The organism is Lactobacillus sp. S2-2 (assembly GCF_021698855.1).
Classification (GTDB): domain Bacteria; phylum Bacillota; class Bacilli; order Lactobacillales; family Lactobacillaceae; genus Fructilactobacillus.
Window position 1 is genome coordinate 161,898 of sequence record NZ_WWFA01000003.1, and the last position, 12,660, is coordinate 174,557.

The following is a 12,660-nucleotide window of genomic DNA, read 5'->3' on the forward strand; positions in this document are numbered from 1 at the left end:
TTATCAAAACAAAAAAGCTCTAATTATATTAGAGCTTTTTTAGTTCAACGAATTTAATATTACTTTAGTCACACTTTTTGTTTCTTTTTCTAAATCATAACTTTCAATATCAAATTTTGTCATTTTTAAAAATTCAAATAATAAATGCCCTGCAATTAATCTAATAATTTCATCAAAAGTTAAATTAGTATCATTCAACAATTCATTTAAATCATATTTAGTATTTTCATATAATGGTTTAAAACTATTTCGAATTTCTAATAGAATAGTATCGTTAACCATCATTTCAGTTGATAATATTTTTAAAATGTTTTGATTTAGATAAATAAATTCCATACGATCTTTTATTGTATATTTAAGAACATCTTCTAAGCTAGTTTTATTTTGAATATTATCATTAATAACTTCTCTTCCATAGTTAGGTAATAAGTCATTAATAACTGGAGTTAATATATCATTTAAAAGTTCTTTTTTAGACTTAAAGTATTTAAAAATAGTTCCTTCACTCATACCAGATCGTTCAGATATTTGTGCTGTAGAAGTTTTTTCAAACCCTTGCTCAGAGAATAATTCAATAGCTGCAATTAATACTTTTCTCTTTCCTTCAGGACTTACTTTTTCATTAATTAAGTTATTAAAATCATTTATTATTTTTTCCGCCATTAATTTAATACCCGCACTTTTATAATATTTATCTTTAATTATATTATTCAGCACTAAGACTTTCAATTGGATCTAATTTAGCTGCTTTACCAGATGGTAACATTGCAGCAAATAAATTAATTAGTAATGCAATTACTACAACATAAATAATATTAATTGGATTTATTTGAATAATATCATAATGAATTGAACCATTAATCGCAAAATTAATTAAAAATTGTAGTATATATGCAACTCCTGTAGCAGCAATGCTTGAAAAAATACCTAGCAGAATTGATTCACTAAAGAATAGTCCTCTAATATTTCCTTTAGTAAGACCAATAGCACGTAAGATACCAATTTCTTTAGTTCTTTCTGCCACACTAATATATAATACGACAATAATCATTATTGCAGAAACTAATAAAGATATACCAGCAATTGTTGCTAAAACATAAACAGCTAAATTAATGTAATTATTTAAAGTTGAAACTAATGAACCAGCACCAGTGATACTAAATTCTTTTTTACCATTAGAATTTTTAATGTTTTTAATTGCATCTTGTGCAGGTTGGACTTTATCAACATTTCCCTTAATAGTTGCAGTCACAAAATTATCTTTTAATGTTACATTTTTTTCTTGGTACATTGATTTCAATGTTTCATAACTTATATACATAGCAGGTGAAACACCATCAGAAATACCACTAATTTTAACTGAACGGTTCATTGGAATTGAACCATTATTATTTTTAATTGTTACAAAAGATAAATCTACTTTCTTACCAACTAAATCCTTTTGATTTTTAGCCATTTTTTTAGCAATACTTGATGGCAACATTACTTCATTTTTATTAACTGGAGTTGAGCCATATTTAACATTTTTACTTAAAAAAGTTGCATTAATAGTTTGCATCATTTGTCCCTGTTGAGATTTATTTTTATATTTAATGCTAGGCTGCATTACCATTGAGCCTTTTTCAACTTTTTTAACATCTTTTACATCTTTAATTTTATTAATATCATTATCAGATAAATTAGATTTATTAATTTCACTCATATCAGTTCCGTTTTTACCCTTAATAATTTGAACTACATTTGGATTAATTTGATCCGAAATTTGTTGATTCATATAACCTTTAATTCCATTACCCAACCCTAGCATGAACATAACACTAAAGATTCCAATTGCTGAACCAAAAATAATTAATAAATTACGTTTCAAATTATAAGTTAATTGTCGATATGACATTTTAAAAGTATTTACGAAACTAAGTGGATGCAACTTCATATTATTATTATTTTTTTGATTATATTTTTCACGAAGATTTTTATCTTCAGTAATTTTACCACCAGCCATTCTAACCAAACGTGTACCATAAGAAGCAACTTTATCAGAATGGGTTACCGTTAATATTAATTTACCTTCTTTGGCAATATCATCTAAAATTTTTAATACATCATCTGTGTTTTCTGCATCTAGTGCACCAGTAGGTTCATCAGCAATAATGATATCTGGATCTGAAGCTAATGCTCGAGCAATAGCAACTCTTTGTTTTTGACCTCCAGATAGTTGATTTGGATGCTTATGCATATGGTCAGATAAACCAACTTTTTTAAGTAACATTTCACAACGATCTATTTGTTCTTTTTTTGACATATCACTCATTTCGAGTGCTACTTTTACATTTTCTAATACAGTCATATGACCAATTAAATTAAAGTTTTGAAAGATAAATCCAATTGTTTTTCGACGATACTCATCCATTTTCTTTTCAGTATCATTACGTAAAGATTTACCTTCAAGGTAAACATCCCCACCATAATTACTATCTAATCCAGCAATTATATTCATTAGTGTAGATTTTCCACCACCAGATTCTCCAACTAATGATACAAATTCACCATAATTAAATTTAAGATCAATTCCTTTTAGTACAGGAAATTCTTCTTTTTCTAAAAAATATGATTTAGTTATGTTTTTTAATTCTAATAAATTATTCATCGATAAAAACTCCTTAAATATATTTCTAATTATCTAAGTGAGTGAGCACTCACTTTCGATATAATGTATATTAATTCATTTTATTAATTACGTCGATCATAAAATATTATTTTTTATATTAATTAAAAATAAAAATAAGAGCTTCTAACTGTGTTAGAAACTCTTATTTATTATAAAAAAATTAATTAAATACCATTCCACCATCAATCAATAATGATTGACCTGTCATGTAATCTGAATCTGAACTTGCAAGATATGCTACACAAGCAGAAATGTCTTCTGGTTTAGCTAATTTTTTTAATGCAATGTCTTTTGCAAATTGATCCATTCCCCATTCAAAAGGTTTACCAGCATTATCAGCAACACTTTGTGCAATATCTCTCATCATTGGTGTATCAACAATTCCTGGACAAAATGCATTAACAGTTATACCAAATTCTGCTAATTCTTTTGCAGTTGTTTCAGTAATTCCACGAATAGCAAATTTTGATGATCCATAAACAGTTAAGTTTTCATTTCCTGTCATACCTGCTTGTGAGGATGCATTTATAATTTTACCGCCATGACCTAATTCTTTAAATTTTTGAGATGCGGCTTGAATTCCCCAAATTGTTCCTCCAACGTTAATTTGCATAGTTTTATCTAAAATTTCTGGAGTAACTGTATCAATTGGTGTTGTTGGAGCTACACCTGCATTATTAACCATAACATTTAAATCACCTAATTCTTTAACTGCTTGATCAACTGCACTAAATACATCATCGCGGTTTTTTACATCACCTTTAATAGCAACTGCTTTTCCACCATTTTGATTAATTTCTTTAGCTACATTTTCTACTTTTTCAATGGTTCTTCCAACTAAAGCAACTGCGAAACCATCTTTACTTAATCTTTCAGCAATTGATTGACCGATTCCTTGACCGGCACCTGTAATTAAAGCAACTTTATTATTCATAATTATCTCCTTTAATTAATCTATATTAATTATATATGTTATACCCCTAGTACTATACAATTCATACTATTTATTCTACAATCACTAATATTAAACAAATTATTGTTTAAACAATAATTTGCCCCCGAATGTTGTTTAAAATAAACTTTTTTATCAAAGGAAAATATTACTATGTCCAATTTAAATGACTTAAGAACTATCAAAACACTAAACTCCATTGAAACAGCATTTATAAATCTTTTAACAATTAAAAACTTTAAAAATATTACAATAAATGACATTTCCAAAGAGGCAATTATAAATCGTTCTACTTTCTATTTGCATTTTAATGATAAATATCAGCTACTTGATTTATTAATTAATAAATATATAAAAAATGTAATTTCGACTGTTTCAGCAAAATCACATATAAAAAATAATAAATTAGACTATGAATCTTTTTTCAATGATTTAGAAAAAGCTCTAAATATAATATCTAAACAACCTCTATTTTATAAATTCATATTAAATGATCCTGAATTTTTAGGTACTCATCGAAAAACTGAAGAATACTTTATTGAAGAATTAGATAAAAGTTACCCACAAAAAACTGCTGTAGAACGAGAATTATTAATTAAAGCAACTTCATCAATTTATATTTCAGTTATTAGCTGGTGGTTAAATAATGATATGGTATATTCCACAAAATTTATAGCTAATGAAATAGTTAAACTTTTTAATCTAGGTTCTGCAAACCTAATATCCTATTAAAAGTCTGTCTTATTGAATTAGACAACAAAAAAGCCACAAAAATTATTTTGTAGTTTTTTATTTTAGTGTCCACTTGTTATTTTTATTCCAATAATACTAATTACTAATAAAATAACAAATATTAAAGTTGAAATAGACAAATGATCTTTAAATAAGAAAACTCCTACAAGAATGGCCCCAACTGCTCCAATACCAGTCCAAACTGGGTAAGCTAAACTCAGTGGTAGATGCTTAATTGCTAATGATAAAAATAAAAAGCTAACTATCATTCCGAAAATAGTTAAACAAGAATATAGTAGATTACTAAATCCATCACTAAATTTCATAGTAGTTGACCAAACGACTTCAAAAAGTCCTGCAATTATTAAATAAATCCAACTCATAATAATACCTCTCTTTTTTTAATTAACAATATTGTATCAAATATAATTTTTACTTTAATGAAAAATTTGATAGTGTCTATGATGAAAATAAAAAAGTTATTTTATTTTGTTCAAAAGATTTTAACTTAGTTAATGTATGTATATCATTATCAAACGATAAGATTAATATCAAAATATTTGAAAATAGTTTTGTTAAAAAAACAAATCCAAATAATTATGAAATTGGTTACATAGATTAATGAAAAGTACTTAAATAATCATTTAGGAAAGGTACAAAAGTATAAATTTCTTGTAATTGGTTAGTATATGAAAAAAATTCGTAATTTCTTTAATAAATTATTTACAGCTATATTAGATAATAGTTTTATTGGCGATATTATTGCTTTTATAATCATAATATTTGCAACAATTTTTAGTTGGTTTGATAAACATAATAAGAAGAGATATTAATAATATAACTGCTAATAATATTAGTATAAAAATAATTATTCCTCCTTAACTTTAACCATCAATCATAAATATATTTAAGTGCATTTATATCTGCTTTAGATAAATTATTCCTACCTTGATTTACAGGATACATAATAGATTTTTTATTTTTACTATGTTTTAAACCTAATGCATGCCCTATTTCATGTATTGCGACTGAGGTATTTACAGATTTATTAGGATATTCATAATTTATACCTGCTTGTCCATAATTATGATTACTAAACGGACCTGTGTATAACCTTGGCCCTCCATTACCTAATTCTACAAATCTATTATTCATATTAACTGACTTTCTATAAATAAAAAATGTTATATGATTTTTATTTCTTGTTTTTTTGGAATAATTGAAATGTACAATTCCAGTATTATTATACTTTCTTATTGCTTTATTAAAAGTTGTTTTGACTAGTTTTGGATGGATTATATTTTGTATTTTTAGTTATATTTTGTTCAACATTATTATTTAATAAATTGGTTTGGAACAAATAATTATAATTATCTTTTATTGAAATGAATAAAGTAGCTAAACACATAATAAAAATAATTTTGATAATATTTTTCATATAGATGTTTCCTTACTATCTACGTAATATCTTTACATTAAAATTACTCTTTTGACTTTGAATTGTTCTAATTGCTCTGTTTTTATCAGCTTTATCAAAGCTTCCAATAACATGAATTCCTTCCCAGTACCCTACATCACCGAAATATAAAACTATTCTTGGCTGAGGAGACCAGTAACCAATATCACCTGGTTTAGGATCATCACCTTTAGACATCCCTTTAATATTAATTTTTTTATTTAAATCGCCTATTTTTTCATCAAAATCAGGTGATAAATCATTAAAATCAAGTGATTGTGGTAATCTCCTATATAGCTCTTGTGCAGCAATACTTTTATTTAAATGAGCATTAAATTGTTTATTATTAATTTTTACTTTAATTGCTCTTCTTTTACTTTTTTGTACTACATTTTCATTAGAAACATTAGAATAATTTCGCGAATGTAAATCATTATATATAAATAATGTAGCTATTAAAGCGATAAAAAGAACTGAAGTATATATAATCTTCTTTTTCATTAAATCTATTCCTTTCCATCAATTTGTTTTATTGGTCTGGCTGGATTACCAACAACAACGGTATTATCATTTACATCTTTTGTTACTATTGATCCTGCACCTACTATAGAATTTTCACCTACAGTAACTCCTGGTAAAATGATTGAACCAGCACCAATCCAAGCTTTTTTCTTAATATTAATAGCTGCTGGCTGCAAATCTCTTCTACTTTATGCATCCATAACATGATTTACTGAAATTAAACTAACATTTGGTCCAATTAAAGCACCATCGTCAATATAAATTCCTCCAAGATCTACAAACATACTATTTTTATTTATAAATACATCATTACCAATAAAAATATGATTTCCAAAATCTGTTTGGAATGGCAATTTTATATCAGTAGAATTTGGAATCTTTTGATCTGTAATTGCATTTAATAAATCTACTTTAGTTCTTTTAGAATTATTTTCATAATTTAATTTAGTTAATAATTTTTGATTATTATCTATAATATTATTTATTTCATTAAACTCTGGATCATTAAATTCAATTATATCTCCGTTAAGTGCTTTTTTTAATATTTTATTTTCAGTCATAATAATTCACTCCTTTTATAAATATAAAGTTTATATACGAATTATATGTATGTCTAATACTCATTATGAATAAACTACTATACTTATAAGTTATATAAAAAAGGACATCAAAGATTAAATCAATCTTTGATGCCCTTTTGCTATTAATTACAATTTAGATATAATTATTTATCATTTTCTAAATTAGCATTCATTCTATTAATAAATAATTTTGCAACTTTAGACTGTACTGTATTTTTTTTCCACGCAATAATTATTGGATCAAATAATTTAGGCTTAAGTGGTTTAAAAATTAAATTATTTTGTCTACTATCTACTAACCCTTTAAAAGACATTAAATAAGCACTTTTATTTAAAACTAACAAACTAGCATTAAATATTAAATTAGTTGTTCCTATAACATTTAATTTTGGCTCCAAATTTCCTAGCCAATTTTGAAATCTATTTTCTTTCAATGATTGTTCAGAAAGTATGATTGGTAAATTAATCAGTTCTTCAGGATTTATAGAAGATTTCTTAGCCAATTTATCATCTTCACGCATCACTAATCCCCATTCATCTGACTCAGGTAGTTTTAAATAATCATAATTATTTGAAGGATACTTACCCATAAAAATGGCAAAATCCAATACCCCTTTTTCTAATTTCTTTTCAATATCAAAGGCATCTCCACTTACTAATTTTATGTCAACTTTAGGGTAGTCTTTAATTATATCTCCAACAACATCCAAGATTCTTTGCATTCCAATACTTTCACCTGCACCAATACTTAAAGTTCCCGCTGTTATATCATGAGATTGAATGTTTTTTGCAGTATTATTAGCTAAATCAACCATTTCTTGGGCTTTTTCTCTTAAATATTTACCTTCATCTGTTAATACGATTTGACGATTACCTCTGATAAATAATTTTACCCCTAATTCATTTTCTAAATCTCTTAATTGTCTGGATAAAGCTGGTTGTGATACTAATAATTGTTCAGCTGCTTTAGTTATATTATGTTGATATGCAACCTCTAAAAAATATCTTAATACTCTTAATTCAATAATTATTCACCCTTCCATAAATAAAAGTTATATATAGCGATAGTATATAAGCATTTAACATGTTAATCAAACTATATTATTCTTTAATAGTAATAAAAATAACAAAAAATGAAAGGAATTTAAAAAATGTCTAAATTAACAAATGATACTAGAGTATTTAAAATCAATCCTAAAATTGAGGTACAAAACGTTACCTTTAAGAATAAATATGGTTTTACCATTGCTGGTCATTTATACTTACCAGAAAATTTTGATTATAAAAAAAATATAAATCAATTATTATTTCCGGACCTTTTGGTGCTATAAAAGAACAATCTAGTGGCTTATATGCTCAAAGTCTAGCAGAAAAAGGATTTGTTACTTTAGCATTTGACCAATCTACTACTGGAGAAAGTTCTGGTTCTATTCGTAATATGGCATCTCCAGAAATTTTTGTTGAAGATTTTTCAGCAGCTGTAGACTTTATTGGTACTCAAGATTTTATTAATCGTAAAGAAATTGGAGCACTTGGAATTTGTGGATTAGGTAGCCATGTGTTAACAGCTGCATCTATTGATACACGTATCAAATCTGTAGCAACAAGTGTTATGTATGATATGTCTGATTCAATGTGGAAAGGACTTAACAACTCAAAAACTGAAGAACAACGTAATATTGAACGTGATTATTTAGGTCAAAAACGTTGGGATTTTGCTGAAAATAGTCAAGAAAAAGGTGGATTACATGAACTACCTTTCGATGAAAATAATAATCCTATTGAATTAGATAAAGTTTTACCTAATGAAATCAATGATGATGTTGATTCAGTAACTAAAGAATTTTTCAATTATTACAAAGTTCGTGCTTTCCATCCAAGATCGATTAATTCAAATGGAGCATGGGACGCAATTAGTCCATGGGGTTATTATAACTTCCCTCTACAACAAAAAATTAATAATATTAGTCCAAGACCAGTTTTAATTGTTACAGGTGAAAATGCTCATTCAAGATACATGGCTGAAGAATCATTTAATCAATTAAATTACCCTAAAGAATTAGTAATTGTACCAAAAGCAACCCATACAGACTTATATGATCAAATGGATTTAATCCCATTTGATAAATTTGCACAATTTTTCAATGATACTTTAAATTAATCTTTCCTATAAAATAATTAATAAAAAGCACCTTAAATCTAAAGAATTTAAGGTGCTTTTTATTTTTACCAACTAGCTTTTTTAACTCCTGGAATCTGACCATTATGGGCATATTTTCTGAAGTTATGTCTTGAAAGACCAAATTTTCGCATATAACTACGAGCATTTCCATCTAAATTATCACGATTATTCAATCGATTAGGATTAGAATTCTTAGGTAATTGACGCAATGCTTCATAATCATTATTTTCTTTAAGTTTATATCTTAAATCTGCATACTTCTCAACTAAAGCTATTTGTTTGTTAGTTTTTGCAATTTTTGATTTCTTTGCCATTTTGACTCCTTTTACTTACTTTTTATAATTACCAACTTATTTATTGTAAGCAAAAATCAAATTAATGTCAATCAAAGAATTTAATTTTTCGATTATTAAGTGGTTGTAAATCTCGATTATTTTCATCAAATATTTTTTGATATCTTTCAAACTGTTCTTCACTAATTGAAAGAATTGGCGTAGTAAATACATACCAATCAATTGTTTCGGTTAATGGTGGTGTCGTTAATGAACCTTCATAATTAAATCCTTGTCCCTTTTTTGGTAACCAATCATTAATTGGAATTTTAACATCAATCGTTTTTAATGAATTAAAATCATCTAAAATAGATTCAAAAATTTTACTAGGCTGACCAATTTCTACCATTAAACCAAGTACCAAATTATCTCCATCTTCACTTTGATGAACTAAATGAAATTCTAAATCAAAAGTTTTTCCATCAATTACATGCTCAGCTGGATAATGAAAATGAGTTTGTTGAAAAGAAAAAATTTTTTGATTTAATTTTAATTTTCCCTCACCTAATAATCGAATTGTAGTTTGATCATTAATTTCTTTGGTTAAAAAATAATCAGAAATAAACTCAATTGCTAATTTCTGATTACTTCTATTCACATTTTGATGATTAATAGCAATTGGAGATTGCTTTTTACCAGCAATTAAATTCCATTCATTTTGGTGTTGATAATCATACATAATAAAACTCCTTATTATTTATACAACTTTTTTATTGATGTTATTGTATAACTTTTCAAAAACAAGGTGGTAATCTTTATCTTCAACTTCAAAACTAAACTTTAAATCATCACTAAATTGACGCAGTCCTTTTACCTTGATATCACTATCGTTTAAGGCTTCAATCAAACTACCCACTAACGTAGGTTGTTGCTTAAATTGTTCTGAAACAACTGTTACAATTGACACGTTTTGTTCCATTTCAACTTTTTCAAAACCAATTACTTGTCTTAAATCATTTTTAATTTTAATTGAATTTGAAGTTTTTTTAATGTAAACATTAATACTATCAAAACTTGCCGGTTCAAAAGTATAATCAAGATTTAAATTTTTCAAATAAGATAACATTTTAATTACTAAATCATAACGTTTAGATAATTGATAATGATAAATTCGAAAAACAACTTGATGTTGATTACATGTCATCCCTTTAATTCTTAAATTATTCAAATTTGCTTTTGTTTGATTAGAAATTGTTGTTCCCAAATGTTCCGGATGATTAGTATTTAAAATTACTAAAGGAATATTTTTTTGTTTCACTGGTTCAATTGCTTCATCATTAAATACTTTTGTGCCTAAATATGAAAGTTCTTGTAATTCTTGATAACTTAAATTACTAATTGAAACTGGATTTTTAATTAGATTAGGATCAGCCATTAGTAAACCGTTTGTATCAGTCCAGTTTTCATATTTATTAGCATCCACTAAATTAGCCACAATTGAACCTGTTGTATCTCCTCCACCACGTGGTAATAATTCAATTTGATCATTTAAATTAATTCCATAAAATCCAGGAATTATGTAACGTTGATTCTTTTTAATTAATTGCTGTAATTTATTTTGTGATAAATGATAGTCAACTATCCCTTGATTAATCATTAAGAAATCTTTTGCATCAATCATTTCAACGTCCAAAAACCTTGCTAAAACTAAGGCAGTTAGGTACTCTCCTCTTGAAACAAGCTCATCATATGACAAATTATTCATTAAATCATTAAATTCATTATCTAAATCAAGATTAATTTCTAATTGACTCATTAACTCATTAAATCGATTTTTGATTTGTTGAAAAACTATCCTTTTATCAGCTAAACTATTTGCTTCTGATAACTTGATTAATTGATCAGTTAGTTTCATTGGTTGATCATCGGCTTTACCCAATGCACTAACCACAATTAAATTTCTATCTTTATTATTTGAGATAATTTGCTTTACTTTTTTAAATTGCTCGGCATTTGCTAACGAACTGCCACCAAATTTTGCCACAATCATCTTTATTCACCACCATTTATTCTCGCCATGAAAATATTTTCATCTTGATTTTTCAATTTATTAACCAAATTATGAATTTGTTTAGCATTTACATCTTTAAAAATCCAATAATTTCCATCTTTAGTAATTTCCTCTGATAGATTAAAATCTGATAAATCTAATTTTGTTCTAATTAAATAGTCACCAAAAATAACATCATCTTTTAAATCATTTGAATCTTTAAAATCTCTCAATAAATGAGAATCTGATAAATAGATATCTAAAATATCTTGAACTACGGCATGTGAAGTTGGAAGCATTCCGGCACCCTGCCCCATAAATCCAAGTTTTCCAATTGTCTCACCGGTTAATTCAATATAATTATTATTGCCATCAATTGATGCCATTACACTACTTTGATCATATAAAGTCGGTTCGATTAAAAAGCTAATCTGATGATCTTTTTTAATTAATTGACCAATTAATTTAATTTTCCAGTCATGCTTTTTAAAATATTGAATATCTTTAGCCTCAATTGAACGAATTCCAAATTTTATTAAATTATCTCCTGGTTTTAGAAAAGTATTGTAAGTAAGATCAGCACTGATACATAATTTATTTTCAATATCATATCCATCAATATCCGCACTTGGATCAGCTTCAGCATATCCTAAATCTTGTGCTTCCTTTAAAACTGATGAAAAACTAGCATTTGATTGATACATTTTATCTAGAATAAAATTACTTGTTCCATTAAAAATTCCTGATAATTGACTAACTTTGTCAATTCTAAGAACTCTTTCAAGATTTTTAATCCAAGGAATTCCACCACCAACACTTGATTCGAAATAAAAATGAACCTGGTTTTCATTAGCAATTTCTTGAAATTCTTTTAAGTAACGGGCAACGACTGCTTTATTAGCTGTGACAACATTTTTCTTAGCTTTTAATGCCTCAATAATCATTTGATAAGCTGGATCAATTCCACCTAAAGCTTCTACCACAACTTCAACTGATGAATCATTCAAAATATCTTGATAATCAGAAGTTCCATTTGCAACTTCTTGTTCTTTACCTGATCGCACAAATACATATTTATTATTTAATTCATTTTGTTGTGCAACAATCTTCTGCACACCTTTTGAAACAGTTCCGTTTCCTAAAATTGCAATTTCCATGATTTTCTCCTTTGTTTATAAAACATAAACACTTGTCTTTATTTAAAAAACATACTATCATGTAAATAAATCAATTGCAAATTAGGAG

At 26.5% G+C, this 12,660-nt stretch carries 17 protein-coding genes and 1 pseudogene; 3 read left to right on the forward strand and 15 right to left on the reverse strand.

From position 1 onward, the window contains the following. Positions 1-39 precede the first annotated feature (39 nt). From GSH19_RS04165 to GSH19_RS04175, 3 genes are all read right to left on the reverse strand, one after another. Positions 40-663 carry a TetR/AcrR family transcriptional regulator gene (locus tag GSH19_RS04165; RefSeq protein ID WP_237026833.1) on the reverse strand — a complete coding sequence of 208 codons (624 nt, stop codon included), beginning with the start codon at positions 661-663 and terminating at the stop codon, positions 40-42. Positions 664-706: 43 nt separating this feature from the next. Next, on the reverse strand, positions 707-2,647 hold the full coding sequence (locus GSH19_RS04170; protein ID WP_237026834.1) for an ATP-binding cassette domain-containing protein: 1,941 nt from the start codon (positions 2,645-2,647) through the stop codon (positions 707-709). A 181-nt stretch (positions 2,648-2,828) separates the two neighbouring features. Further along, positions 2,829-3,602: a (S)-acetoin forming diacetyl reductase gene (locus GSH19_RS04175; protein ID WP_237026835.1), complete on the reverse strand. Its 774-nt coding sequence runs from the start codon at positions 3,600-3,602 to the stop codon at positions 2,829-2,831. Positions 3,603-3,773: 171 nt separating this feature from the next. Here GSH19_RS04175 and GSH19_RS04180 point away from each other — a divergent pair, with 171 nt between their 5' ends. Then, entirely contained in the window at positions 3,774-4,352 is a 579-nt protein-coding gene (locus GSH19_RS04180) for a TetR/AcrR family transcriptional regulator (protein WP_237026836.1), read from the forward strand. 62 nt (positions 4,353-4,414) lie between these two features. On the opposite strand, the gene GSH19_RS04185 is transcribed toward GSH19_RS04180, so the two are convergent. The 8 genes and pseudogenes from GSH19_RS04185 to GSH19_RS07215 all read right to left on the reverse strand — a co-directional run. Then, a complete protein-coding gene (locus GSH19_RS04185) occupies positions 4,415-4,735 on the reverse strand; it encodes a multidrug efflux SMR transporter (protein WP_237026837.1) in 321 nt (106 codons plus the stop codon). 508 nt (positions 4,736-5,243) lie between these two features. Beyond that, complete coding sequence (locus GSH19_RS04190; protein ID WP_370636154.1) at positions 5,244-5,660, reverse strand: M57 family metalloprotease; 417 nt, start codon at positions 5,658-5,660, stop codon at positions 5,244-5,246. Then, a complete protein-coding gene (locus GSH19_RS04195; protein ID WP_237026838.1) occupies positions 5,617-5,790 on the reverse strand; it encodes a hypothetical protein in 174 nt (57 codons plus the stop codon). Before GSH19_RS04195 ends, GSH19_RS04190 begins: the two co-directional genes overlap by 44 nt. A 15-nt stretch (positions 5,791-5,805) precedes the next feature. Further along, positions 5,806-6,309 (reverse strand): cyclophilin-like fold protein, encoded by a 504-nt coding sequence (locus GSH19_RS04200; protein WP_237026839.1) that lies wholly within the window; start codon positions 6,307-6,309, stop codon positions 5,806-5,808. Positions 6,310-6,314: 5 nt separating this feature from the next. Further along, positions 6,315-6,506: a DapH/DapD/GlmU-related protein gene (locus GSH19_RS04205; protein WP_237026840.1), complete on the reverse strand. Its 192-nt coding sequence runs from the start codon at positions 6,504-6,506 to the stop codon at positions 6,315-6,317. A 12-nt stretch (positions 6,507-6,518) separates the two neighbouring features. Beyond that, positions 6,519-6,890 carry a hypothetical protein gene (locus GSH19_RS04210; RefSeq protein ID WP_237026842.1) on the reverse strand — a complete coding sequence of 124 codons (372 nt, stop codon included), beginning with the start codon at positions 6,888-6,890 and terminating at the stop codon, positions 6,519-6,521. 164 nt (positions 6,891-7,054) lie between these two features. Beyond that, positions 7,055-7,726, reverse strand: coding sequence for a LysR family transcriptional regulator substrate-binding protein (locus GSH19_RS04215; protein WP_237026844.1), 672 nt, complete (start codon positions 7,724-7,726; stop codon positions 7,055-7,057). Positions 7,727-7,762: 36 nt separating this feature from the next. Further along, positions 7,763-7,942, reverse strand: a pseudogene (locus GSH19_RS07215) (LysR family transcriptional regulator); the annotation flags it as partial. A 120-nt stretch (positions 7,943-8,062) separates the two neighbouring features. Here GSH19_RS07215 and GSH19_RS04225 point away from each other — a divergent pair. Continuing rightward, positions 8,063-8,242 (forward strand): hypothetical protein, encoded by a 180-nt coding sequence (locus tag GSH19_RS04225; RefSeq protein ID WP_237026845.1) that lies wholly within the window; start codon positions 8,063-8,065, stop codon positions 8,240-8,242. 107 nt (positions 8,243-8,349) lie between these two features. Then, complete coding sequence (locus GSH19_RS04230) at positions 8,350-9,072, forward strand: alpha/beta hydrolase (RefSeq protein WP_237026847.1); 723 nt, start codon at positions 8,350-8,352, stop codon at positions 9,070-9,072. 65 nt (positions 9,073-9,137) lie between these two features. Here the strand turns inward: GSH19_RS04230 and rpsN are convergent, their stop codons facing one another. From rpsN to GSH19_RS04250, 4 genes are all read right to left on the reverse strand, one after another. Then, positions 9,138-9,407: a 30S ribosomal protein S14 gene (rpsN, locus tag GSH19_RS04235; RefSeq protein ID WP_237026849.1), complete on the reverse strand. Its 270-nt coding sequence runs from the start codon at positions 9,405-9,407 to the stop codon at positions 9,138-9,140. Between the two features lie 67 nt (positions 9,408-9,474). Next, positions 9,475-10,104 (reverse strand): carbonic anhydrase family protein, encoded by a 630-nt coding sequence (locus GSH19_RS04240; protein WP_237026850.1) that lies wholly within the window; start codon positions 10,102-10,104, stop codon positions 9,475-9,477. Positions 10,105-10,122: 18 nt separating this feature from the next. Further along, positions 10,123-11,415, reverse strand: a complete 1,293-nt coding sequence (locus tag GSH19_RS04245) for an aspartate kinase (RefSeq protein WP_237026851.1) — start codon at positions 11,413-11,415, stop codon at positions 10,123-10,125. Positions 11,416-11,417: 2 nt separating this feature from the next. Next, positions 11,418-12,572 (reverse strand): homoserine dehydrogenase, encoded by a 1,155-nt coding sequence (locus GSH19_RS04250; RefSeq protein WP_237026853.1) that lies wholly within the window; start codon positions 12,570-12,572, stop codon positions 11,418-11,420. Positions 12,573-12,660: the final 88 nt, after the last annotated feature.

Coding starts and splice junctions, on each gene's coding strand:
- GSH19_RS04230 (WP_237026847.1), top strand. CDS start 8,350: ATGGCATCTCCAGAAATTTTTGTTGAAGATTTTTCAGCAGCTGTAGAC.
- GSH19_RS04165 (WP_237026833.1), bottom strand. CDS start 663: ATGGCGGAAAAAATAATAAATGATTTTAATAACTTAATTAATGAAAAA.
- GSH19_RS04215 (WP_237026844.1), bottom strand. CDS start 7,726: ATGGTTGATTTAGCTAATAATACTGCAAAAAACATTCAATCTCATGAT.
- GSH19_RS04240 (WP_237026850.1), bottom strand. CDS start 10,104: ATGTATGATTATCAACACCAAAATGAATGGAATTTAATTGCTGGTAAA.
- GSH19_RS04185 (WP_237026837.1), bottom strand. CDS start 4,735: ATGAGTTGGATTTATTTAATAATTGCAGGACTTTTTGAAGTCGTTTGG.
- GSH19_RS04175 (WP_237026835.1), bottom strand. CDS start 3,602: ATGAATAATAAAGTTGCTTTAATTACAGGTGCCGGTCAAGGAATCGGT.
- GSH19_RS04210 (WP_237026842.1), bottom strand. CDS start 6,890: ATGACTGAAAATAAAATATTAAAAAAAGCACTTAACGGAGATATAATT.
- GSH19_RS04200 (WP_237026839.1), bottom strand. CDS start 6,309: ATGAAAAAGAAGATTATATATACTTCAGTTCTTTTTATCGCTTTAATA.
- GSH19_RS04170 (WP_237026834.1), bottom strand. CDS start 2,647: ATGAATAATTTATTAGAATTAAAAAACATAACTAAATCATATTTTTTA.
- GSH19_RS04225 (WP_237026845.1), top strand. CDS start 8,063: ATGTCTAAATTAACAAATGATACTAGAGTATTTAAAATCAATCCTAAA.
- GSH19_RS04180 (WP_237026836.1), top strand. CDS start 3,774: ATGTCCAATTTAAATGACTTAAGAACTATCAAAACACTAAACTCCATT.
- GSH19_RS04195 (WP_237026838.1), bottom strand. CDS start 5,790: ATGAAAAATATTATCAAAATTATTTTTATTATGTGTTTAGCTACTTTA.
- rpsN (WP_237026849.1), bottom strand. CDS start 9,407: ATGGCAAAGAAATCAAAAATTGCAAAAACTAACAAACAAATAGCTTTA.
- GSH19_RS04245 (WP_237026851.1), bottom strand. CDS start 11,415: ATGATTGTGGCAAAATTTGGTGGCAGTTCGTTAGCAAATGCCGAGCAA.
- GSH19_RS04250 (WP_237026853.1), bottom strand. CDS start 12,572: ATGGAAATTGCAATTTTAGGAAACGGAACTGTTTCAAAAGGTGTGCAG.